Below are 22,635 nucleotides of genomic sequence, written 5' to 3'. Positions count from 1 at the left end.
ATTTTTTTAGTGCACTGAGCTTTCTGATGAAAATTTCATGATTCTACTTGCAGCGGCAATTATGAAAGCTTAGACTTAAAGGCGATTAAATGAAAATCAGGTGAAAAGATGACCCAAGCACATGCCAATCGAAACTTAATTTTAGTCGCTTTTATGTGGGGGACCAGTTATACCTTTATCAAAATGGTTATTGCAGCCAATATGCCGCCATCGGTCATTAATACCTTACGTGGGTTGATTTCGGCCATACTGGCTTATGTCTTTTTTCATAAGGTCGTCAAGACAATGACTTTCAAAGAGTTTAAGATTGGTGCGGTTTGTGCCTTGTTCAACTTTGTAGTGGTCCAGTTGCAATCAACTGGACTGGAATCAACAACACCAAGTAACTGTTCGTTTATTACGTCGGCTTATGTGATCTTATTACCATTGATTGCCTGGCTGTTCTTCAAAAAGGTACCGCCAGTTAAAATTTATTTAGCAATTATTTTATGTGTGCTTGGCATGGTTTTCTTGACTGGTATCATCACAACTGGTTTTCGGTTTCACATGGGCGACTTCTTAACCATTTTGACGGCCGTTTTCTATGCCTTTCAGATGACTTATTATGGCTATGCGACGAAGCAAGCGCGACCACAGATTTTAGCGTTCCAGCTTGGGTTTATTCAAGCCATTTTAGGGACGTTTTATGCCTTGACGATTGATTATCATCAACTGGCTCAAATCAACTGGGGTGCGGCGATTGGACCGGTACTGTACCTCGGCGTGGTCGCGAATTTTGCGGCGCAAGTTTTGCAAGTGTCGAGCCAGCGATACACGGATACGGTGACGGCTGGCTTGGTATTGATGACCGAGTCGCTGTTTGCGAGTCTCGTGTCGATTCTGTTCCATGTTGAACCGCTCACGCAACACTTACTGATTGGCGGTAGTTTGATTATTGTTGCCACGGTGATCGCCCAGTTTGACTTTCGTGGGTTGCTTAGTCGGTATTTCATTAAAGCAAGTAATTTTCGGCGTCCATAAGTGGGGCGCTTTTTCTTTTGACCACATAATTGATGTTGGCGTGCATAAAGTAACGCATTAAGTTTGTCCGTCTTCATTGACCAATGTGTTCGCCGCGGGGGCAGACCCGCAGCCAAAAATCGGTCTACAGGGCGCTTTCAAGCCGAAAGTACTAACCTAGGGAAATCAACCAGCTAAGTGTCTCAACACGGCGAATGAGCCGGTCCACTCCGGCGTTAGATAGTGGTTATGATCAACGAAATATTGTCAAAATTAGAATCTGATAACAACCAATTAGAATTACTATTTAACGCAGGGCGGGCTGGATGATGCTCAGTGGTGAAATTTTCGGTTGCTGGCGAAATTTCCAGCTGAGGAAAAGCCCGGCTTGTGAGACCGTCCTTTGGCTCACAAACGTGGCCACCACGTTCCAGCATCAAGCCAGACCAACCGGAGCGGCAAGTTAAGCAAATTGTGTCAATGCAACATCTACAGGTTCTCCCTTGCACAAATGGATAGCTGATGTTATAGTGTAATAGTTAAATAGAACACTAGGGAGGCGTTACAAATTGAAGTTTGACGACAAGATCCCGATTTATTATCAAATCAAGACTCATTTGTATCATGAAATGCTGACCGGCAAGTTGAAGCCGGGCGATCAGTTACCAGCGGTGCGCCAATTAGCGGTCGACTTAACGGTCAATGTGAATACGGTCCAACGCGCCTTAGCGGAAATGATCACCGAGGGAACGATCATTTCACAACGTGGCAAAGGTAACTTTGTGACTGAAGACCACGAACGGTTGGCCCAATTAAAAGAACAATTAGTCATGTTACAATTAGCGCAAGTCTACGACCAATTGCATGCGTTAAATTTAAGTGATCATGAAATTATTGAAAGTTTGCAACGCTATATTGATCAAAGGGAGGCCCAGCAGGATGACAAAAGTATTAACGATTAAAAATTTAGCTTATAAACAGAATCGTAAAACGATTTTAACCAACGTTGATCTCACGTTAGATGCCGGCAAAATCGTGGGCTTGTTAGGTGAAAATGGTGCCGGTAAGACGACGCTCATGCGCCTGATTACGGGTAGTGCTAAAGGTAAGGGAACTATTGAAGTGAGTGGTGATTCTGAACTTGCACAACGCAAACGGCATGTCAGCTTTTCAGAACAGTTGCATGGCTTCAGTGGTGGCTATAAAGTCGCGCAGGTCGTGAAATTTTATCAAACTATCTATCCAGATTTTGATGAATCCCGCTATCAAGCCATGGCTAAATTCTTACAAATTGATGGGACTAAAAAGTTAGCAGCCTTGTCTAAAGGGATGAAAGAAAAAGTTGTGATCGCGTTGACGTTAGCCCGCCAGACGGACTTGTACTTGCTTGATGAACCCTTTAGTGGGATTGATAGCATGAGTCGTAAACGAATCATCAGTAGTATTTTGCAATGGAAACCAGCAGCGGCCACGATTTTAATTAGTGATCACTATGTCACCGAAATCGCGCCTATTTTAGATGAAATCGTGATCGTCAAAGATCATGGGATTGCGGTTCACATCGGTGCGGATAAAGTGCGCGATGAAAAAGGACTAGAAATTGAAGACTACTACGAAAGTTTATATGCCGGAGGTGACGATCATGACGAAATTTAGTAGCTTGTTTAAGGCCATGAGCGGTTCAAAGTTTCGGAGTATTCATATCCTCATGTTGTTAGAATTGGCTGCGGTAGCGGTCTCATCAATTTGGACGCTGATCCAAGGCAATTTCAATTCGGGAACGCTCTTCTATGCCGTCATGGGGTGGTCGGTAATTCCGTCACTTGTCTCCTTTGTGTTGCTAGCGGTTCGAAATGAGCAGGCGTTTACGCGCGATACGTTCCGGTTAGCGCCCATTAAAGATAGCTTGTTTTATGCGGCTAACTTGTTATCAACCTTTGTCAGCTTTCTCTACCTATTAGTATTGCAAGCGGTATTGATGTTACTGACCGCGTTAATCGGTTGGTCAACACTCTCGCCAATATACGATGACCTCCAAACTAATTTACAATTAAGCACTGTCGGGTCTAATCCCATCGGGGTTTGCTTAGGCATGTTGGCTATTATGCTAGTCATCTATTTATTAGCTTGGAGTACGGTTTCACTGGTACATTTGATTACAAGTGCTGCCAGCAACTATTTACCACGCGCTCGGCAACGGCTCGTGAACGGTATTGTGTACGTCATTATGATCATCTTGACTTTCCGGGTCGTCAGTTTCCTAATGGGGCAGGTGGCTTGGATCTCAACGTCGTTAATGGGTGGCAACACGACTAGTTCATGGTGGGTCGGTGTCACAATCATGTTGATCATCATCGTGGTGGAAACCGTCGCAAATATTTTCTTACTAAATAAATGGGTTGAAACGACCGCAAATTAATGAGGTTAACTTGTTGAGTCGATTATTTCAAAAATGACCTAAATAAGCGTCGTAAAGCCAATCCGGCTTTACGACGCTTATTTTAAATAGCCTAATTTTAGTGATTAGATGGTGCGGCATACGGCTTTTGTGCCGAAATACCAGGTGCCGCAGCAACGGTTGCCTGGTAAAGTGGATCTAGCGCTTTAGGGCCATGTAGATGTCCCATTCCCCATAAGCGTAGGGCTTGATTCAAGTCGCCGGCAACTTGATGGAAATCTTTGCCTTGTTCCAATTGTGTTGCGTGCTTGAGTAAGAGTTTGTTCAGTTCAGCGTTCCCTTTAATTTCTGGATCGTTGTCCGCTGTGCTGATTGCTTGCATTAAACTTGTTGCAGTTGATTCGGTTGTCATGTGAAATTCCCCCTTAATTAAAAGTATAAGGGAGTCAACTAAAAATGCAATGGCTGCTCACAAGGTTTAAACGATAGTTGCGCCCAAACTATTTTTGAAATGACCTAGTGCCCAATCATGTCCAGCTTGGTTAAAGCTTGCGACCCCGGCTTCATGAATGACTAACTTATAACCGAGATTATAGGCATCAACTGCGGTATGCAGCACACAAATATCCGTGCAAACGCCCACTAGATGGAGTGTTAGAACGCCACGTTCGCGGAGTCGCAAATCTAAATCGGTGCCGGCAAATGAACTGTAGCGCGTCTTATCAAATTGCCAAACAGTGGTTTCATTTTGATGTGCTTCGAACCAAGTCTTTAAGGGACCGTAGAGCTCACGGCCCCAAGTATTACGAACATTATGGGGTGGAAATAATTTGCTCTCCGGATGATAAGGATCATGTGGCGTGTGCACATCTGTCGGCAATAGAACCCAGTCGCCTTGGGCAAATTGTTGCTCGGCGAGATTGACGATAGCCGGTGCTAAAACTTGACCAGGTTTGCCACAGGTTAAGGCACCCTTGTCGGCAACAAAGTCGTTCGTATAATCGATAATGAGTAACGCTTGTTTGGTTGGCATCATTAATCCTCCTAGAGTTTGCTTAGGATTAAGTATGTGGAAGGTGCGCCATGATGTCAATTGATGACAATTTTAATCAGCATATTGTCCTGTTTGGCTTTAAAATAGTTGTCCAATTTGTCCGTCTACGTGGACCCGCTCGTTCGCCGTGGGGCAGACCTGCAGCCAAAAGGCGGTCTGCAGGGCGCTTTCAAGCCGAAACCCACGTCTTAAAAGTCGGCCAGACACTAACCTGGGCAAAACCGCCCAGCTAAGTGTCTCGACACGGCAAACGAGCTGGTCCACTCCGACGTTAGATAGCGATTTAACAAGTGAATCAGTCCAGACCAACCGGAACGACAATTTAAGTCCTCATCAATAGGAACGCGATAATGTATTAGGCCTAAAAATGCGGCGCAACTTTATTTAGCTGCGCCGCATGATTGATATCGTTATAAATTCTTCATGATTTCGGTCACGAGTTGTGTTGGTGTAAGTTTAAACTCATGCCAAAGTTCTGCTGAGGTTTCGCGATCATTAAAGCGTTTCGCGGCACCAAAGTTTAAAACGTGCATGTCGGTATTGCCATAAAAACTGGCAACTTTTTCACCGAAGCCACCGCTTAGGCTGGCTTCTTCCAAGGTCACCACTAACTGATGGTTGGTCAGTAAGTCGGTTAAAGTTGTGGTGTCTAAATCGGACAAATTACGAGGATCATAGACACTGGCATCGATGTCATGCTCGCGTAAGCTGGCTTGGACTTGTTCGGCTAACGGCAATAGGCTACCAACGCCAAGTAGGGCAACTTTTTGACCCACGTGATAGGGTTGCATTTTTTGTGGGTTGAAGGTCTTGAGCGGCGCCGAATGGATGCCATTGCCAGGGACTCGGATGGCAACCGGACCTTGGTCTTGGTGTAAGGCCCAATGCATCATGGCCGCGAGTTCTTCTTTAGTGGTTGGTGCCAAGTAAGTTAAGCCGGGAATATTTGAAAGCATTGCGACGTCAAAGGTTCCTTGGTGAGTCGGATCACCAGCATTGATACTGCCACCAGCAACCATAATGGTCACTGGTAATTTGTTGATACCGAGATCATGGGAAAGTTGATCGTACGCGCGTTGCAGGAAAGTTCCCGAATGAAAGACGATTGGTCGCAAGCCTTGTTGTGCTTGACCAGCCGCAAAACTGATTGATTCTTGTTCGGCGATACCAACGTCAAAGTAACGCGCCGGGTGCTGTTTGCCAAATCGTTTCAAGTCGTAAATGCCAGGTACAGCCGCGGTAATAGCGGTTAAAGGGGTCTTTTCGTCAATCAATTCGTGTTCCAGTGTCGCGTGGATCACGTCATTGTAAGAGTCACCAGTTTGTGGGTTTAAGGTTTTGCCAGTCGCTAGATCGAAAGGAACATGCCAGTGAAAGGCCTCTTTGTGCGTCATTGCGGGGGCATAACCATGGCCTTTTTCCGTATGAACGTGCAAAACGATGGGGTGATCGATAGCTTTCACCGCTTTGAAGGCGGCGAGCATGCTAGCGAGATCATTACCGTCAGCGACGTACCGATAATCTAAGCCCATGGCCTTAAAGAGATTTGTGGCTGCTTGACCGTTCGTTTCTCGTAACAATTTTAAGTTGGCGTATAAGCCACCATGGTCTTCGGCAATCGACATACCATTATCATTGACTAAGATGATCAGGTTCGTTTTCAGTGTGGCGGCGGTGTTTAAGCCTTCTAAGGCCAAACCGCCAGATAATGAGCCATCACCAATGACAGCCATGACGTTGCCAGGCTGATGTTGCAAATCTCTGGCAACGGCCATGCCAGTCGCGAGGGCGATTGAAGTTGAAGTATGCCCGATATTGAAGAAATCATGGGCACTTTCACTTGGCGCTGTATAGCCACTCACATCATCATAATGATCTGGGTCCAACCAAGCACGTTTACGTCCGGTTAAAATTTTATGCGTGTACGATTGGTGAGACACATCCCAAACGACTTTATCAATCGGCGAATTGAAGACTGTGTGAAAAGCAATCGTGAGTTCTACGACCCCTAAGTTGGGACCGACATGACCGCCAGTTTGGCTGACTTTGTTCAATAAGACCGATCGGATTTCAGTGGCTAATTGAGTTAATTCGGGCAATGCTAATTTTTTTAAATCAGCTGGCGAATTAATTGTGTTTAAAATTGGCGTTTCCATTAATTAATCGCTCACTTTCTACTAATTCATGTTTTACTATTATAGCTTAGCATGTTCGAGTAAGTCTAACGCAAGTGTGACTCGTCAAAAAAATCAGAACTAATTGTCACTGGTGACAGCTAGTTCTGATTAATTAGGAATGGCAACTTCAGTTAAATGATGGCTGCTCGCGTTGACACATTTGACAGGTGAGCTTCGTAAGATGATAACCATCAGCAACCGCCGATGGGGGACAGTTGACTGACGAGGAGGTACAGGCTGCGAGTAATGATTATCATTTAGTGGTCGACGAAGGTCATGGTCAAATGGCCATAATTACTGTGGTCGTTGTAAGTTGGCCCAAATGAGACGTTACGATAAGTTTAACTGGAGAATATCAACGGTAGTCCTGATAACGGCAAGCACAACTGTCCGGTAACCGGACGATTGGCAGGCTGAATACCACGCCGTTACATGTCAATGAGAGGAGTCAAGTTGAGCGAAGACACGCACACGATTTGACTCCTGGGGCAGTGTGGCCGCAACCGTTCTACGGATATTGTTCGTGTTGGGATCCACAGTGTCACAGATGAGGTCAATTGGAATGAATCACAAAGTTGTTTTAAAACATCGACTTGCCGGTCGTTCACATTTTGATTCTGTCCAATTGCCGCCCACCATTTAACTGATTGCTTTCAGTTTACCCGACTAATGGCACAATGGCAGTTGGCCGCAGTTGGTAGCGTCAGTGTCGTTACTAATAAGGAAACGTTGTTAACACATTTGATACACATCTCAAAAAGTTAGTTAACGTTAACAAGACGTGATATACTTCAGTTATCAAGAAATTGGAGGAAAAACATGATTCAGAGTGATGTGAATACTTTAAAGAATGTTGATAGGTGGTTAAAAGATCATCAACGTAGTCATCAATTCTTGGCTACATATTTAGGAATAACGCCAGCCTATATGAGTCAGTTATTTAATCAGAAACGGTCATTACAACCGGCATTGATCGAAAAGTTGGTTGTACTCACCGGAGTCTCGGCGACAAAGCTAGCTAGAGATTCATCAAAAGCAACCCAGCCGGCTTATTTATTACGTGGCAGAATTTCCAATAAGGCCGGTCAAGATGCGTTACTTCAGTTATTAATGGATGCAGATCGTTATGTCAATCTGGTCACTGAACAGGAGTCTTTAAATGAAACTAACGGATGAAATTGAGTTATTGACTGACAGCATTGCTGAGAAGCAAGCCAATAGTTTTGTCGCTAATCACTTTGGTGACTGGATTTTTATTGGTGCGAGTATCGAAACCGTTATTATGGAACAAGCGGTAGTGATCTATCAAGATGTTGCTGATCCTGAGTATTTTGGTGCGACAATTCGGTCACAAGGAATCTCACAAGTTGCAATCAATACGCGACAAAATCTGCGAAATCGATATTCTAGTGTTGCCCATGAGTTATGGCACTTGCTGGTTTTGACTAATCAGGTGCCGGCCAACCAAGTCAGTCAGTTAAATAATGAACGGGCGGCAGATCACTTTGCCGCGAGCGTGATGCTACCTGAAATGTTGGTTAAGCGCTATTGGCAAGCGGCAAAACATCAGGCAAATTTTAATCCAGTGTTATCAATTATTCAATTAGCTGATTTGTCTGCTATGCCATATGTCGCTGTGACACGGCGATTACGGGAACTTGGCTTACGGGTTTCAACTGAGTTGCAAGCCTATGATGAGCGAGCCTGGAAATTAGCACGTAACCGGCTTGATTTAGTGATGAGTCCATTAGATGAGCCTCAACCTATCGTTAGCTTTAGTGCTTTGAAAAGAGCAGTGTTACAAGCTTTAAAATTAAAGCAATTGACCTTAGATGAAGCCGCAACGATGTTGACACATGCCGAGCCAACGGTTGCAGCGAAGTTGTGGGCACAGCGGCGGCAACAATTGAATGATGTGGCGACGCATGATGATTAATAGTGAAAAGGCCGTTTTTATTGATACGAACGTTTTATTTTATGCGAGCAATTTTAAAAAATATGATATCTTGAATTGGTTGAATAGTGTTTATCCACAGATTATCGTTCATGAGGATGTTTGGAAAGAAGTTCGCACACAACACAATCAAAAGTTGATTCAACCATTTTTGACAGATGGCACATGGCGACTATTCGAAACAGCAGAATTTTCGTCAATTTCTTTAGAAGTGTACAATACTCGAAAAGAAGCTATTACAACTGCTTTCTTGAAGATGAACCGCTATCGTCGCCAACAAGGTCTTCGGGTGAAGAATACAGCTGATCTTGGTGAAATTGCAATTTTAGCGACATGTCTGATGTTAAACACTGGCTTAATTTGTTCCAATGATTTTGATATTCGTACGGTCATTGAACAGGAACATTATTCAATTTTTGATGAATCATTAGCTCAGGAGAAGTTGATCCAACAAGATTCGGTTGCTGATTTTTGTGTTAAGGCTTACCAAAATCAAGTGGCAAATCGCAAAGCTGTGCGCACTTTTTATAAAGCAGTCGTTGGAACTAGCGACTATGCACAGCAGCAATTAGACTACTTTGATCAACGGTTGTTGAAGTCAAAATAACTTAATGATTTTGTGCTAATAAGGTCTCGATTAATGCCATCCGCACAAATCGTCCCGCTTTCACTTGATCAAAATAATGGGCTTGGGGCCAAGTGTCGAAAGTGGTTGGTAACTCATGACCTCGTGGTAACGGATGCAACAATAGGGTCTCTGGTGTGAGGAGATTGCGTTGTGCCGGCGTGAGTTGGATGGCGTCTTTGACTTCATCATAAGCGGCTGGAGTTGCAAAACGTTCCGCTTGGACGCGTGTCATATAGAGGGCATCCAGTGGCACGTTAATTGCGGCAAAATTGGTAACTTCTTCAAAGGCAATGTTTTTAGCAACCAATTGTGCGCGCAAAGTGACGGGAATCTTCAAGGTTGGATGAGAGACGAAGATAAACCGATTCTGACCGTAGCGCATCAAGGCTTGCACAAGTGAATGAACGGTACGGCCGTACTTTAAGTCTCCCGCAAAGGCAATTGTGAGGTGGTTAAGTCGATGCTTATAATGATCAATCGTTGTCAGGTCGGCCAACGTTTGGGTAGGGTGCAAGTGCGCACCATCGCCAGCATTGATGACCGGCACACTAGCGTATTTAGCAGCAAGTTGAGCCGCACCAGCTTGCGGATGGCGTAACGCAATAATATCAACATATTGTGAGACAACGCGTATCGTGTCGATCAGAGATTCACCTTTAGCTGTGGAGGTTGAGCTACTGGATTCAAAACCAAGCACGGTCCCACCCAAACTGTGCATGGCGGAAGTAAAACTCAGGCGTGTGCGGGTACTCGGTTCGAAGAAGAGGGTGGCTAATTGTTGGTGACGAGCAAGGTTTTGAAAATCAGCTGGTGACTGTGCCATGGCATGCGCGCGTTGGATCACGGCAGTCGTTATTTCTAGAGATAAATCATCGTTCGTAATAAAATGTTGCATGGTTTGCGCCTCCAAGTAAGTTTAATTTGTAGGTTACACGCACAATGTCGAGATTTGATAACGAACTTGTAAAGAAATGGTACATAATGGGCTTATCGCAACTACTTTAGCCTGTTGTTCGGTCGTTGACCAGTACGTTCCAGACCAATCAAGCGGCATTAAAATTCCTGACAATAAAGAAAAATAGCCCTGAAACCAAGTGAAATTGACTTGGTTTCGGGGCTATTAAGCATTCAGAAGATTATCCAGCAAAGAATGGGACTCTTCTTCAGTCGCCATTGACCGATTGCAGATAAACTAATTGATCGGTTGAAATCTGTTCATATAATTGGTTCCCAAGATCATGGCTAATCTTTTTAGTCGCCATCTGGGCTTGAATATAGTTATATTCCAATTGAAAAGCTTGAATCAACAGCTCATTTTGGGCGTCTTGGAAGTCACGAGTCCCAGAAAGCCGCCGATGACGTTCGTCATAAGCCCGTCGCACGATACCGACGGCTTGGCGATTCGACTCATTATATTGATTATTTAAGAAGTTCACCACAACGGTATATGGTTTCTGTTCAACTTCCCGCATTTGAGCCCAAACTTGCCGGTTTTTCTCGATCGATTGTTCACGCGTTAAGCCGCTTTGCTTGAATTGTTGCATGGCTTTACGGCGCGCACGGGCCTTTTTAGAGACCGACCAACGGCCAAAAATGAAAAATTTGATGAATGACCGGAGGCGTTGCCAGAAGGATTGTTGATTTTGCAACCGATTTTGGCTAATACGGATATAGCGTTCAGCAACGCCAGCATCTACTTCGCCGTTAGCAATCATTTTGTCAATGGTGGCTTGTTCTAAGTCATAGGCTTGATCAAAGAGCCGGTTGAGTTGTGCTTTATCAGGACGCCCATCAACGGCGCGTTGTCCTTCCAAAATCATGATGACTTCGCCAGCATCGGGCGTTTCACCGTAGCGTGCCTGAATCATACGAATCGCATTGGTGACCATGTCGACTTTGGCCTGTGCCAAATCTTCATCAGTGACCTTGTCGACCTGTTTAGGCAGTAGTAGTGGTAGCACGATGGTTGGTACGAGTAAGCTTGCCAAAATGACTACCGCGGCAACGAAAATAATATCGTTACGATAGGTAAACGCATGGCTGCCCAGCGTGAGCGGTAATGAAAATGCCATGGCTAAAGTAATCGTGCCGTGGACACCGCTTAACGCGGCCACCAGACTATTAATGGTTCGTTCCCGATTGGTCCAAGCGCGAATGTTCGCAAAACCAAGTTGAATCCACGTGAAACGTACCAGCGTCATGACCACGTACAGTAGCAAGCCTAAGCCAATCAAGATGGCGACCGAACTGGTATCGCGTTGTTGCAAATGACTGATCACACTTGGCAGAGAAACGCCTAGTAAAACAAAGACAATCCCATTTAGAATGCTAGCGATGATCGACCAAGTCGTTGACATCACGATTTGTAGTCGCGAGGTCGTTAGTCGCAGGCGGTTCTGTTGGACGCCATGAATTAACCCCGTCGCGACGACGGCTAAAATTCCTGAGACACCGAGACCTTCAGCTAAGAAGTAGACCACGAATGGCGTTAGTAGCGTATAGGGCACGACCACTGACGGCGTATCGACGCCCATGTTGATCAGCATGATTCGGACCGCCACGATAACGTAGCCCAGGAATGCGCCAACAATAATCCCGCCAATGAAGACATACAAGAAGTTGCCAATGCCACTCCAGATCGAAAATTTCCCAGTCACAAGCGCTGCGATAGCTAAATTAAACGCGACGATACCGGATGCGTCATTAAATAGCGATTCATTTTCAAGCGTATCCATGACATCTTTAGGGACGGAGATCTTTGAGGTGATCGACGACACGGCGACGGCATCGGTGGGGGTGATGATTGCACCTAATGCGAGCGCCAAGGCCAACGAAAATGCCGGGACTAACCAATGGGTCACGAAACCAACAATCACGATGGTCACCATGGCAAGCATGACTGCGAGTGATAGCGTCGTGCGCAACTGATGGGAAAGCTTACGCATGTTGGTATTTTGTCCATCGTTAAACATTAAAACGGAAATAATGACGAATAAAAAAACTTCTGGTTCGAGTTCGAAATTTTGATAAAGCGGGATCAGTGACAGCACCAAACCAGCAGCAATTTGAAGAAAAGCCACTGGGAGGAGTTTGAAGCGCGCAAAGACGGCATTTGCGGCCACGACCGCAGCAATCAGAAGTAGTACTAAGAAGACGGTTTGCAAACCGTTGTCCCCCTTACATGAGTTAATTAGTTAATTGATTTAATTTTACCGCAATTAGACTTAAACGGGTATTAAAGACATGATTGACAAGAGGTTTAAAAAAACGCCGAAACCGCAAAGAATTCTGAACATCTGCACCAATCGACGTGGAAACGCTTGGGTTCAGCGGTGGGGTCGGTATAATAGAAGTATCAAATTAACTTGGAGGAATCATCAGATGTTAACAATTGCATATTTAGGTAATGGGAAGAGTGCTAACCGGTATCATTTACCCTTTGCACTGAAGTTAAAGGATAAAATCAAGGTCAAGACGATCTATTCGCGGTCGGGACGACAAGACTGGGAACCGATTGCTGGCGTGCACTACACGACTGATATTAACGATATTTATGATGATCCTGAGATTCAATTAGTCGTTGTTTCCACGCCCAGCAGTACCCACTATAAATTAGCGAAAGACGTGTTAAATCATGGCAAAAATGCCTTAGTCGAGAAGCCGTTCACCGAAACGTCTGCGGAAGCTAAAGAACTGTTTGCATTGGCTCAGAAAAAAGGGCTCTTGATCCAGTGTTACCAAAATCGTCGCTATGATTCAGATTTCTTGACGGTTCAAAAAGTGATTGAAAGTGGTAAATTAGGAGACTTGTTGGAAGTTGAAATGTCCTTTGACTATTTCCGCCCAGAAGTTCCAGAAAGCGTGACTCATTTTTCATTAGATTCTAGTTATCTTTATGGGCATGCCTGCCATACGCTTGATCAAGTTATTTCATATTTTGGTCGGCCAGATGACGTCCATTATGATGTTCGGCAATTACTCGGCGCAGGCCGGATGAATGATTACTTTGACTTGGATCTCTATTATGGTGGCCTAAAGGTGTCCGTTAAGTCTAGTTATTTCCGTATCAAACCACGCCCTAGTTTCGTCGTTTATGGTAAAAAAGGGATGTTTGAGAAAGTGACTACTGACCGCCAAGAGACAGACTTGAAGCATTTCTATATGCCTAATCACGCTGACTTTGGCATTGACCGACCGGAAGATTACGGTACATTGACTTACATGGATCATGATGACCAGTATCATGAAGAAAAAGTTGTTTCAGAAGTTGGTGATTACAGTCGCGTTTATGCTGGTCTGTACGAGTCAATCATCAATGGGCAACCGAAAACGGTTAAAGATGAAGAGACTATTTTACAAATTGAACTGTTAGAAAAGGGTATTCAACAAGTTAAACGTTAGGAGTGATCAAATGCGATTAGGAATTTTAGGCACGGGTAAAATTGTGCAAGACTTTTTGACGATGGTCGGGGATTTGCCGGCGATTGACCTCACCGCAATTTTGAGTACCCCGCACAGTGTGGCCCATGCACATGATTTGCAAACCAACTATGAGATTGGGCAAGTTTATACGGATTATGATGCACTATTGGCTGATACGACCATTGACACGGTTTACGTGGCTTTGCCCAATTCACTACATTATACCTTTAGCAAACAAGCGTTATTGGCAGGTAAAAATGTCATTTGTGAGAAACCATTCACCCTCAATTCGGCTCAATTCACGGAGCTTGAAGCATTGGCTATGGCCAAAGATTTGGTGCTGATTGAAGCGATTACGAACCAGTACTTGCCAAACTATCAACAAATCAAAGCCGATTTACCAAAGTTAGGCGATTTGAAGATTGTTGATTGCAATTATTCACAATATTCGTCACGCTATGATCGGTTCAAGCAAGGAGTTATCTTGCCGGCCTTTAATCCCAAATTGGGTGGTGGGGCGTTGATGGATTTGAATATTTATAACATCCACTTTGTCGTTGGATTGCTAGGTGCGCCAACAGCGGTTCATTATGCGGCTAACGTTGAACGTGATATTGACACGTCAGGAGTATTGACCTTAGTTTATCCGCAGACTCAAGTTGTTTGTATTGGCGCTAAGGATTGTGATGCGCCAATTAAATCAACACTGCAAGGCAATCAAGGGTCAATCGTGGTCACTGGTCCCACGAATACCGTCGAGCGTTACACCGAAACGGCCAATGGTGGCGAGCCACAAACGATAACGTTAAATCGGCATCCACACCGGATGTTTTCAGAATTTGCTAAGTTTGAACAAGTTATCGCTAACCATGATATGACTTTCGTCAAACAGCAGCTAGCACATTCCAAAACGGTGATGGCTGTGGTGGATGCTGCATTGGCAGACGCTGGCATCAAATTAGGCTAATGAAAAAAACTGTGCTTACTTGGTTAATCCTTGTAAGCACAGTTTTTTTGCGTCGCTGATTATTTTGTTTGTAGGGGGCCATGTTGCATCAAATCTTGATTCTGTTGAAGATTGCTTAAATTATGACGATAGTCTTGAACGTATAGTAACGAGAATAACGTATCCAATAAGTACTCAAAAGCGGCTTGTGAAGCAAATGTGCCGACCTTGGCAAAATCTGTCTCACGTTGAACTGAGATCAGTTGTTGTGTTGTGAGTGGAATCAGTGGCGATTGCGCATTACCGGTTAACAGGACCGTTGGAATCTGGTGTGCTTGAAAGTAAGTGGCAAATTGTTGATGAGTGGTCGTCGTACCGGTATATGAAATGAAAATCGCACAATCGTTGGGGGATAAATTAGCCGCGTTCCAAGCGTCATCGCTATATTCTTCGGCAATAATTGCAAATTTATTGATTTTGACCAACTTGTTTTGAAAACTGCGGGCGCGTAATTGTGAATCCCCATGACTGAATAAAAAGATTCGGTCGGCGTGGGCGAGTAATTTAGCGGTCGCAGTTAATTGAGCTGTATCGAGTTGGGCATGGGCGGTTTGAATCGCCGTGACGGTCACGGCGGCTAACTTTTTAGCAATCGTCGCAGCCGTATCATCCACTTGAAATGGAAAGTTGGCATCAACAGCGGTCAACGCCTGTGCTTGGGCGGTGGCGGCGACGGTCAAGGTATGTTGAAAATCACGAAAACCATGGTAGCCCAGCTTTTGCGCCAGTCGAATAATCGCCGAGTGTGAGGTATAGGTCGCAGCGGCGAGTTCTTTAATGTAGCTATTGGCTAATGTCGGCAAATTTGCCAAAATATAATCAGCAATGCGTTTTTCAGTCGTGGTGAAGTCGGTTTGTTGTTTTAAAGCTTCCAAAATTAGCATAATGTTCCCCTTTAAGCCCATTTTACGAGTTCTAGGGCAATCTGCAAAGAAAAAAATATTGACCTGGGACCGGTTTCATAAATTATGGTAGGCACATTGAGGCTTTTTGTCGATCCAGTTAATAATTCTTCGTGCAACGGGTAGCAGCTAACGGTAGAATGAAAGGGATAGGGGTTGAAAGTCGATGACAAATATTCATGATATTGCGCGTTTGTCTGGTTATTCCGTTTCGACGGTGTCACGGGTGATCAATCATCAGAAGTACGTTGCGGATGATAAACGAGCTAAAGTGGAAAAAATCATGCAAGAATTGGATTATGCGCCAAATCGGGTCGCTCGTGATCTCAGTAAGGGTCAGACGAAGACGATTGGTGTGGTGTTACCATACGCAAATCATCCGTATTTCGCCAGAGTGATTGACGGGATTGTCATGGCGGCTTTTGAAGCCGGTTACAAGATTACGTTGTTGCCGACGAACTATGATATGACGATTGAACGCCAATACCTAGATCAGTTGCGCAGTAAGGCTTATGACGCTTTGATTTTCACCTCGCGCAGTAGTCAATTGGATACGCTGGAGCGCTACCGCAAATATGGGCAGATCGTCTGTTGTGAAGATCCAGGCGAAGATCGGCCATTGGCGGCGGCGTATACGGATCGACTGGCTTCATTTGTGAGCGCTTTAACGTGGGCTAAAAGTAACGGTTATAAACGGATGGGCGTAGTCTTGAGCCGTAACAATGTGATTAGCGCTAGTACACGCATCACGCGTGAAGCCTACGAGCAAGTCTATGGTCATTTAGCCGACCGTGAATTGTTCACTGGCGCGGTCAAATTTGAGGATGGTTATCGAGCGGGGGCTTACTTTGCGAAATTACAGCCGCAAGTTGATGCCGTCTTTGCCAATGGCGATGACATTGCGGCGGGAATTCAACGGTATGATACGGAACATCAGTTGCCGCCGTTGCCGGTCATTGGACAAGAGAATTTGTTATCCAGTCGATTATTAAAATTTTCAACGATCGACCATCATTTGGAAGCTTTAGGACAGGCGGCTTTCAAATTAGCCATTGGTCATACGACCGAACATGAATTAATTAAATCTGAATTTATTAAGCGATAAGCTGGAGGGTACGAGCATGGGTGCGAAATTAGCGGTTTTTGATATCGACGATACGTTGTTAGATACCAATAAAAAATTATTACCAAGTACGATCACGAGTATTGAAAAATTAAAGCAACAAGACATTAACGTGGCGATTGCGACAGGGCGGAACTACGCAATGGCTAAAAATGTGATTCAGGAGTTGGATCTGCGCGACTTTGTCTTGTGTAACGGTTCGGCGGCTTTTGCCAATCATGAACAAGTTCATCAACACACGTTGTCACGGGAGAATGTGACCAAGTTAGTGCAGGCGGCGGATGCGGCTAACATTGATATTGTGGTCGAATCGCTGGGAACCTTATACGCCCATAGTCATCCTTCGGCAGCTACCGCGGATGTTCTGAGCACCTTCTTAGCGCCGGAGTTAACTTATGATCCTGATTATCATTTAACGCACGATGTGTATCAAGCGATGATGTTTTATCGTCCAGAACAAGATGCTTTATTGCCACATCCAGACGAATTTTCATTTGTTCGTTTTCATGAAGATGGCGTTGATGTGATTCCTAAAGTAGGTTCCAAAGCAGAAGGTATCGCCAAGTTAGCGGCAGCCTTAAACGTGGCCCCAGCGGATGTCGTGGCTTTTGGTGATGGTCAAAACGACCGCGAGATGTTGGCAAGCGCCGGCATCGGTATTGCGATGGGCAATGCTTCAGATGAAGTCAAGCAACAGGCAGATCGTGTCACGACCGATTGTAATCATGATGGCATCGCCAACGGTTTGAAAGCGATTGGCTGGATCAGCTAGGCTAGTTAGAATTTTAAAGTGTGATTGAGATCAAAAAAGCATGAGCAATTGTCGCGTTAGACGATTAGCTCATGCTTTTTTGTGGCCGAAACAACTTATAAAGAAATCTGGCAGAAGTTGTGAGGCTGATTTAACAATGTTTTGCAAATGAGTTTTGAAATTCTCATTAATAATGTGATGATTTAGCTATTTTCTTTGAAATGGGAATTCGAATTATTATCAGCAGTAACGCATAGACAACAAAGCCACAATATGCGAAATTCAAATTGATATTGGATAACAAAGGAAATAATAAGCTCGTTACTGGTGGCGCTAGTACCAAACATGAATTGACGGTAGTTATCATTCCACCCAACTGCTGAGTAGGATACTTGTTAATGATGTTGGTTGAAAAACGAGGGGAGATCATTCCCAAGAAAAAGGCGACGATACCAGTACCGATAAAAACTAGGAAAATATGACGTGTGAAAAAGCCTAAACCGGATACGGCTATGAAAAAATCAGCAATTAAACTTAGCGTACTATTCGTTGTTGAAGTGAGCAGTTTAACACTACATCCGTTGCCAAGTAACATTGACACTGTCACGATACCTGACAATAGGGCAATAGTTAATGGACGCGAAAAGAAAATTGTCGCAGTGCCCTTTTGAATAAATAGTGTGAAAATGGGGGTAACTCCGCCAAAGAAACCATTGAGCAGTGATAATTGAATTAAATCATTTAATAACTTTTTATCTTGTAATAGCGATTTGAAATTTGTTTTAACCAATAACCAGATATTATGTTGATGATTAATTGGTATATCTTTGGAAACATGTGTAAGGTAAGGGGTAATAAGAAAAAAGCTAATACCCACTAATAAAAAAATTCCAGCATTAGCGATGGCTACGGTTCGGCTTAGAAAAAAAGATAACATGAGTGAACCAAGCAGCGTCGCCAAGATACTAACTAATTGTGCTGTGACGCTAATGATTCCTTGTGCTTGTGGCATATCTTCCTTGGTAACTAAAACTTTTGTAAAAGGTGATATCAAAGCCGAAGAAAAGTTGCCAAGTAAGTCAGCAATGAAGTTAAAGCATGCGATAAAAAAAATCAAAATCAGGGTCATTGAATTGCGACACAACCAGGCAATTATTAAAAATACTATAGATCTTGTGACTGAATTTTGAATGAGATGTGCTAACTTATTTGATTTAGTATCTGCTAAGCTTCCTAAGAAAAAGCTAAATAAAATTGGTGCTGTTTCCGATATGGAAACTAACATTACTGCGAAGTTTGCTTGTGGAATGGTGGCTGCTAATGTAAGCATTGTTGTATAAAATAAACGGTCACCAATTTTTGAAAACAAATTTATACCAGATAATGCTGTAAAGACCTGATTATTTTTGATGAATTTAATCAAACGGCGTCACCTCCTGCTAATCACTGTATGCCTTATCAGGAGTCTAAAAAAGAAGAGTTAACTTTTGTTTACTAGAATGGTGATGAATGTGATGTATGGACCAGAAATCAAGAAAATTAGAGTAGCCAAATCTTTATCGTTAAAGTCAGTATATGTTGGCGTTTGTTCAAAAACTAATGCCATAAAATTTGAAAAAGGTGATCGAACCTTAGCAGCTGATAAATTTCATCAAGTGCTATCCAATTTAATGATAACTATGGATGAGTTTTTATGGATTAATAATGACTTTAAACCAACTTTAGGTGATTATCGACAATACCAATTAAAAGAAACGTGGAATTCTGATCAATTGACCGATTTTGAAGTGCTTATACACCAAGTTGAAGGTGAGAAAAATCAAATTGAAAGGGTTAAATTAGCTAGTTATCGATTATTGAGTCATTATAAAGCACAAAAAAAATCAGCGAAGGGTGATCTTGATCTAGTTATTGACTATTTTTCAAACTTATCAGCATGGACTTTAGAAGATGTCCGCTTTTTTGCTAATAACTGTTATGTATTGCCGTATGACCAAATGCTGAATTTGCTCACGGAGGTGCTGAAAGTTCTGCAACGTTATCGATATTATCCACAAAGCAAAGCGATTTTTGCGACTGCATTTCTAAATTGTGTTGATCGTATGATACGGCATGCTGATTTTTCAAAATCATTGGTGATTATTGAACAGCTAAAGCTTCTGACAAGTGAAGTCACTATGGCGGGATACCGGTTACTAGTAATGTATTATGAAGCAAAAATACAGTATTTGAGAAAAGATAAAGCGAGTGGCAAAGTAGCGTTATTGAAGGTATTGAAAACAGCACAATTTCTGGGTGCTACACAAATTGTGACAGAAATAGATAAATTGCTAAAATAAGGCATTAGCCGAGTTTAAAATTGAGTCGCCTCACTAGATAACCCAGTATATGTAAGAAAATCAGCCAAGTACCCAATTGTCTAACGACTAAAGGTATTTGACTGATTTTTATAAAAATTGATTTTAATGTTGTTTGAACAAAGTTGTTAAGTAGCTCATGAACGTCTTTAAATAGCGGTCTTTGTCAACGGTCAAAGCGACGGTCACGTTGGTCTCCGGATCAGCTAAACGGGCTGGATCACCGATCGTCCGACCGTAATCTTCGCCACTGTCCTGAACATACATATTTAGACCTAAAGTGGTGACGAAGCTTGGATCTAGGGCCACACCAACGGCTAACGGATCGTGTAAGGCGCAGCCATGTAAGTCGGGACTGGTAATGTCATAAGCGGCGATGTAGTAATCGACGATATCTGCAAACTTTTCACCGGCAGTAGTCTTTAAGTCACGCCATTGACCAGTTTCATGTTTCGTCAGTAAGGTCCGTAGTGTCACGTCCAAGCCAACCATGGTCAATTTTAAGTTACTAGTGAAGACGGCATTAGCGGCTTCCGCATCCTGATTGATATTGGCTTCCGCATAATGACTCACATTGCCGGGAACAGTCAACGCGCCACCCATGATGGTCACATTACCAATTTGGCTGGCAATGTCGGGTGATTTTTTCAAGGCCGCGGCCAGGTTTGTTAAGGGACCAGTGGGCACTAGCGTTAAGTCGGCACCGTATTGATGGACGGCATCAATTAAGAAATCCACTCCGGATTGAGACTCGATTTGGCGGTCAGGTTCGGGTAATTTTACTTCACCAATCCCGTTTTTACCGTGAATCTGTTGTGAGATAGTCATGACATCAAAATGTTCCGTGGTACTGGAATGTGGTTCGCCCACGTAGACGGGGACGTTCGTTGCGCCTAACAATGCCAGAATTTGTAAGCTATTGTGGGCGGCTTGTTGCACGACCACGTTACCGTATGAACTAATAATCCCGATTAAATCAACATCGGGTGCGCCGACCGCATAGGCGATGGCCATTGCATCGTCGATTCCCGTATCTAAATCTAAAATCATTTTACGTTTTGCCATGTGCAAATTCCTCCTAATTTTCAGGCCTCATGACGTCGCAGCCCTGACTGGTTAAATTAATTGTAACCGTTTCAGGCGGGGGTGACAACGATGAATGACGAATCTCTACTAATAATAAGTTATTAATGTTCGGTACTATTCGTGACTGGTCAAAATGTAACCGCTGACTTATACTTGAAAACAAGGAAGTGAGACGGATGACAATTAATCAGCCAATTAATGATGTAATCGAAGCACGACATTCAGTCCGCAATTATGATGGGACGACTAAAATCTCACAAACTGAGATGACCGCAATGTTAAAATTAGCCTTTTTAGCGCCCAGCGCATTAAATTTACAGCCGATTCGTGCGATGGTGATCGCCACGCCACAAATCCGCCAACAATTAGCCACCGCTACCGGCAATAAACGCCAATTAACCACTGCGAGCGCGGTCGTTTTATTCGTGAATGACCGTGAAAATTTGGCAGAAGCTCAGCCATTTTTACCAGCACAACGCGCGGATAATCCCGCCCAGTCAGATATCGCAGCACTCGACACGGGATTAGTCGCGATGCAGTTTATGCTAGTTGCAAAGGATCATGGCTATGATACGAATCCCATGACAGGCTTTGACCATGCGGCGTTCAGTCGAATCTTAAAATTAGATCCGGTGCGTTATGAGCCGCGACTATTAGTAGCCATTGGAAAAGCGGTGCAACCAGGAAAAGGCGCACCACATAAAGCCAGTCAAGCATTAATTGAATTTCGGTAAGAGAGGAACGTGGCGGCAGTGAATTTTGAAAAGCAATATCGATATACCGGAAAGCAACCGTTGGGATTGACGGCGCTACCAACGGGACCGGATGAAAAATATAATGATGAAAAAGTGATCAAGACCCAAATTGCTAAAAATATTAAGCAATTAACCGAGCTGCAAGGCAAATTGTATGCGCAAGATCGTTACGGTGTGCTAATCGTGTTTCAGGCCATGGATGCGGCGGGCAAGGATAGCATGATTGCGCACATCATGAGTGGTGTTAATCCCCAAGGTTGTGAAGTAGTCTCTTTCAAGCAACCGACCAGCAAAGAAATTGCGCATGATTACTTGTGGCGGATTCACGAACAAGTGCCAAAGCGCGGCATGATTGGAATCTTTAATCGCTCTTATTACGAAGATGTTTTAGTGAGTCGGGTTCATCCAAATATTATCGTCAATGAGCATATTGGCGCGATTGAAACGCCGGATCAAGTTAACGAGGCATTCTTCAACCGTCGCTTTAAAGATATGCGTTACTTTGAGGATTATTTAGAGCACAATGGTTATTTGGTGTTGAAGTTCTTCTTGCATATGTCCAAAGACGAACAAAAACAACGCTTTATTCGCCGGATTGAATTACCTAATCATAATTGGAAATTTTCAGCGGCTGATATTCGTGAACGTAAATATTGGGACAATTATCAACAAGTTTATGATGAAGCGATTACGCATACGGCGACGAAAAGTACGCCATGGTACGTGATTCCTTCGGATAGCAAGTGGTATTCACGACTTTGCGTTTCAGAAATTATTAACCGGCGCCTAAACGAGTTACCATTAGCCTACCCGTCATTAGGGGCAGCAGATCAGGCACAGTTAAAGACGGCGCTAGATCAATTAGATCGTGAAAAAGATTAGACTCAAATTGAACAGGCGCCTCGAAGTGATTGCAGATGATGCAGTGGCTTCGGGGCGCTTTTTAGATGATCAGTACGTTGCTACTTGTCTTGAAAGTTAAATATTAGTATTATTATAAATAGATTAAAATGTTTGTCATTG

22 protein-coding genes are annotated in these 22,635 nt (G+C 43.7%); 14 read left to right on the top strand and 8 right to left on the bottom strand.

What is annotated here, in order from left to right:
* Nucleotides 1-108 precede the first annotated feature (108 nt).
* The 4 genes from RA086_RS09990 (at nt 109) to RA086_RS09975 (ending at nt 3,418) form a co-directional block, all read left to right on the top strand.
* Entirely contained in the window at nt 109-1,020 is a 912-nt protein-coding gene (locus tag RA086_RS09990; protein WP_308703650.1) for a DMT family transporter, read from the top strand.
* 548 nt (nt 1,021-1,568) lie between these two features.
* The gene (locus RA086_RS09985; protein ID WP_308703649.1) at nt 1,569-1,961 is read left to right on the top strand and encodes a GntR family transcriptional regulator; all 393 of its coding nucleotides are present in this window, start codon (nt 1,569-1,571) and stop codon (nt 1,959-1,961) included.
* Nucleotides 1,939-2,655, top strand: coding sequence for an ABC transporter ATP-binding protein (locus RA086_RS09980; protein WP_308703648.1), 717 nt, complete (start codon nt 1,939-1,941; stop codon nt 2,653-2,655). Before RA086_RS09985 ends, RA086_RS09980 begins: the two co-directional genes overlap by 23 nt.
* On the top strand, nt 2,642-3,418 hold the full coding sequence (locus RA086_RS09975; protein ID WP_308703647.1) for an ABC transporter permease: 777 nt from the start codon (nt 2,642-2,644) through the stop codon (nt 3,416-3,418). The genes RA086_RS09980 and RA086_RS09975 overlap by 14 nt, the downstream gene beginning before the upstream one ends.
* Before the next feature lie 97 nt (nt 3,419-3,515).
* Here the strand turns inward: RA086_RS09975 and RA086_RS09970 are convergent, their stop codons facing one another.
* The 3 genes from RA086_RS09970 to RA086_RS09960 all read right to left on the bottom strand — a co-directional run bounded on the left by RA086_RS09970 (nt 3,516) and on the right by RA086_RS09960 (nt 6,607).
* The gene (locus RA086_RS09970) at nt 3,516-3,809 is read right to left on the bottom strand and encodes a bacteriocin immunity protein (RefSeq protein WP_308703646.1); all 294 of its coding nucleotides are present in this window, start codon (nt 3,807-3,809) and stop codon (nt 3,516-3,518) included.
* A gap of 66 nt (nt 3,810-3,875) precedes the next feature.
* Nucleotides 3,876-4,433: a cysteine hydrolase family protein gene (locus RA086_RS09965; RefSeq protein ID WP_308703645.1), complete on the bottom strand. Its 558-nt coding sequence runs from the start codon at nt 4,431-4,433 to the stop codon at nt 3,876-3,878.
* A 428-nt stretch (nt 4,434-4,861) separates the two neighbouring features.
* Nucleotides 4,862-6,607, bottom strand: a complete 1,746-nt coding sequence (locus tag RA086_RS09960) for a 1-deoxy-D-xylulose-5-phosphate synthase (protein WP_308703644.1) — start codon at nt 6,605-6,607, stop codon at nt 4,862-4,864.
* 840 nt (nt 6,608-7,447) lie between these two features.
* Here RA086_RS09960 and RA086_RS09955 point away from each other — a divergent pair.
* From RA086_RS09955 to RA086_RS09945, 3 genes are read left to right on the top strand one after another with little or no spacing between them, the layout of a single operon-like run.
* On the top strand, nt 7,448-7,804 hold the full coding sequence (locus RA086_RS09955) for a helix-turn-helix domain-containing protein (protein WP_308703643.1): 357 nt from the start codon (nt 7,448-7,450) through the stop codon (nt 7,802-7,804).
* A complete protein-coding gene (locus RA086_RS09950) occupies nt 7,788-8,564 on the top strand; it encodes an ImmA/IrrE family metallo-endopeptidase (RefSeq protein WP_308703642.1) in 777 nt (258 codons plus the stop codon). The genes RA086_RS09955 and RA086_RS09950 overlap by 17 nt, the downstream gene beginning before the upstream one ends.
* Nucleotides 8,554-9,189: a PIN domain-containing protein gene (locus tag RA086_RS09945; protein ID WP_308703641.1), complete on the top strand. Its 636-nt coding sequence runs from the start codon at nt 8,554-8,556 to the stop codon at nt 9,187-9,189. Before RA086_RS09950 ends, RA086_RS09945 begins: the two co-directional genes overlap by 11 nt.
* 1 nt (nt 9,190) lies before the next feature.
* On the opposite strand, the gene pyrB is transcribed toward RA086_RS09945, so the two are convergent.
* Entirely contained in the window at nt 9,191-10,105 is a 915-nt protein-coding gene (pyrB, locus tag RA086_RS09940) for an aspartate carbamoyltransferase (RefSeq protein WP_308703640.1), read from the bottom strand.
* Nucleotides 10,106-10,373: 268 nt separating this feature from the next.
* Nucleotides 10,374-12,374 carry a Na+/H+ antiporter gene (locus RA086_RS09935; RefSeq protein ID WP_308703639.1) on the bottom strand — a complete coding sequence of 667 codons (2,001 nt, stop codon included), beginning with the start codon at nt 12,372-12,374 and terminating at the stop codon, nt 10,374-10,376.
* 217 nt (nt 12,375-12,591) lie between these two features.
* On the opposite strand from RA086_RS09935, the gene RA086_RS09930 reads away from it, so the two are divergent.
* Both RA086_RS09930 and RA086_RS09925 read left to right on the top strand, forming a co-directional pair.
* The gene (locus RA086_RS09930) at nt 12,592-13,611 is read left to right on the top strand and encodes a Gfo/Idh/MocA family oxidoreductase (RefSeq protein ID WP_308703638.1); all 1,020 of its coding nucleotides are present in this window, start codon (nt 12,592-12,594) and stop codon (nt 13,609-13,611) included.
* A 10-nt stretch (nt 13,612-13,621) separates the two neighbouring features.
* A complete protein-coding gene (locus RA086_RS09925; protein ID WP_308703637.1) occupies nt 13,622-14,599 on the top strand; it encodes a Gfo/Idh/MocA family protein in 978 nt (325 codons plus the stop codon).
* A 59-nt stretch (nt 14,600-14,658) separates the two neighbouring features.
* Here the strand turns inward: RA086_RS09925 and RA086_RS09920 are convergent, their stop codons facing one another.
* A complete protein-coding gene (locus RA086_RS09920) occupies nt 14,659-15,522 on the bottom strand; it encodes a MurR/RpiR family transcriptional regulator (protein ID WP_308703636.1) in 864 nt (287 codons plus the stop codon).
* A gap of 184 nt (nt 15,523-15,706) precedes the next feature.
* Between RA086_RS09920 and RA086_RS09915 the strand changes: the two genes are divergently transcribed.
* Complete coding sequence (locus RA086_RS09915) at nt 15,707-16,645, top strand: LacI family DNA-binding transcriptional regulator (RefSeq protein WP_308703635.1); 939 nt, start codon at nt 15,707-15,709, stop codon at nt 16,643-16,645.
* Nucleotides 16,646-16,661: 16 nt separating this feature from the next.
* A complete protein-coding gene (locus RA086_RS09910; protein WP_308703634.1) occupies nt 16,662-17,435 on the top strand; it encodes an HAD family hydrolase in 774 nt (257 codons plus the stop codon).
* A gap of 166 nt (nt 17,436-17,601) precedes the next feature.
* Here RA086_RS09910 and RA086_RS09905 read toward each other — a convergent pair whose 3' ends face one another.
* Entirely contained in the window at nt 17,602-18,837 is a 1,236-nt protein-coding gene (locus tag RA086_RS09905; protein ID WP_308703633.1) for an MFS transporter, read from the bottom strand.
* A gap of 91 nt (nt 18,838-18,928) precedes the next feature.
* Here RA086_RS09905 and RA086_RS09900 point away from each other — a divergent pair, with 91 nt between their 5' ends.
* Nucleotides 18,929-19,753 (top strand): Rgg family transcriptional regulator, encoded by an 825-nt coding sequence (locus RA086_RS09900; protein WP_308703632.1) that lies wholly within the window; start codon nt 18,929-18,931, stop codon nt 19,751-19,753.
* A 123-nt stretch (nt 19,754-19,876) separates the two neighbouring features.
* Here RA086_RS09900 and RA086_RS09895 read toward each other — a convergent pair whose 3' ends face one another.
* Nucleotides 19,877-20,836, bottom strand: coding sequence for a nucleoside hydrolase (locus tag RA086_RS09895; protein ID WP_308703631.1), 960 nt, complete (start codon nt 20,834-20,836; stop codon nt 19,877-19,879).
* Nucleotides 20,837-21,033: 197 nt separating this feature from the next.
* Between RA086_RS09895 and RA086_RS09890 the strand changes: the two genes are divergently transcribed.
* Both RA086_RS09890 and RA086_RS09885 read left to right on the top strand, forming a co-directional pair.
* Entirely contained in the window at nt 21,034-21,591 is a 558-nt protein-coding gene (locus RA086_RS09890) for a nitroreductase family protein (RefSeq protein ID WP_308703630.1), read from the top strand.
* Between the two features lie 18 nt (nt 21,592-21,609).
* Nucleotides 21,610-22,494 (top strand): polyphosphate kinase 2 family protein, encoded by an 885-nt coding sequence (locus RA086_RS09885; protein WP_308703629.1) that lies wholly within the window; start codon nt 21,610-21,612, stop codon nt 22,492-22,494.
* Nucleotides 22,495-22,635: the final 141 nt, after the last annotated feature.

This window comes from Lactiplantibacillus brownii, from assembly GCF_031085375.1.
GTDB classification, from domain to species: domain Bacteria; phylum Bacillota; class Bacilli; order Lactobacillales; family Lactobacillaceae; genus Lactiplantibacillus; species Lactiplantibacillus brownii.
The sequence above is the reverse complement of the archived record's forward strand: the minus strand, read 5'-3'. Positions and strand labels throughout refer to the sequence as shown.

Bases quoted from the DNA above. Each gene is read 5' to 3' on its own strand.
- RA086_RS09990 (WP_308703650.1), top strand. From the start codon at position 109: ATGACCCAAGCACATGCCAATCGAAACTTAATTTTAGTCGCTTTTATG.
- RA086_RS09980 (WP_308703648.1), top strand. From the start codon at position 1,939: ATGACAAAAGTATTAACGATTAAAAATTTAGCTTATAAACAGAATCGT.
- RA086_RS09975 (WP_308703647.1), top strand. From the start codon at position 2,642: ATGACGAAATTTAGTAGCTTGTTTAAGGCCATGAGCGGTTCAAAGTTT.
- RA086_RS09970 (WP_308703646.1), bottom strand. From the start codon at position 3,809: ATGACAACCGAATCAACTGCAACAAGTTTAATGCAAGCAATCAGCACA.
- RA086_RS09965 (WP_308703645.1), bottom strand. From the start codon at position 4,433: ATGATGCCAACCAAACAAGCGTTACTCATTATCGATTATACGAACGAC.
- RA086_RS09960 (WP_308703644.1), bottom strand. From the start codon at position 6,607: ATGGAAACGCCAATTTTAAACACAATTAATTCGCCAGCTGATTTAAAA.
- RA086_RS09955 (WP_308703643.1), top strand. From the start codon at position 7,448: ATGATTCAGAGTGATGTGAATACTTTAAAGAATGTTGATAGGTGGTTA.
- RA086_RS09950 (WP_308703642.1), top strand. From the start codon at position 7,788: ATGAAACTAACGGATGAAATTGAGTTATTGACTGACAGCATTGCTGAG.
- RA086_RS09945 (WP_308703641.1), top strand. From the start codon at position 8,554: ATGATGATTAATAGTGAAAAGGCCGTTTTTATTGATACGAACGTTTTA.
- pyrB (WP_308703640.1), bottom strand. From the start codon at position 10,105: ATGCAACATTTTATTACGAACGATGATTTATCTCTAGAAATAACGACT.
- RA086_RS09930 (WP_308703638.1), top strand. From the start codon at position 12,592: ATGTTAACAATTGCATATTTAGGTAATGGGAAGAGTGCTAACCGGTAT.
- RA086_RS09925 (WP_308703637.1), top strand. From the start codon at position 13,622: ATGCGATTAGGAATTTTAGGCACGGGTAAAATTGTGCAAGACTTTTTG.
- RA086_RS09920 (WP_308703636.1), bottom strand. From the start codon at position 15,522: ATGCTAATTTTGGAAGCTTTAAAACAACAAACCGACTTCACCACGACT.
- RA086_RS09915 (WP_308703635.1), top strand. From the start codon at position 15,707: ATGACAAATATTCATGATATTGCGCGTTTGTCTGGTTATTCCGTTTCG.
- RA086_RS09910 (WP_308703634.1), top strand. From the start codon at position 16,662: ATGGGTGCGAAATTAGCGGTTTTTGATATCGACGATACGTTGTTAGAT.
- RA086_RS09900 (WP_308703632.1), top strand. From the start codon at position 18,929: ATGTATGGACCAGAAATCAAGAAAATTAGAGTAGCCAAATCTTTATCG.
- RA086_RS09895 (WP_308703631.1), bottom strand. From the start codon at position 20,836: ATGGCAAAACGTAAAATGATTTTAGATTTAGATACGGGAATCGACGAT.
- RA086_RS09890 (WP_308703630.1), top strand. From the start codon at position 21,034: ATGACAATTAATCAGCCAATTAATGATGTAATCGAAGCACGACATTCA.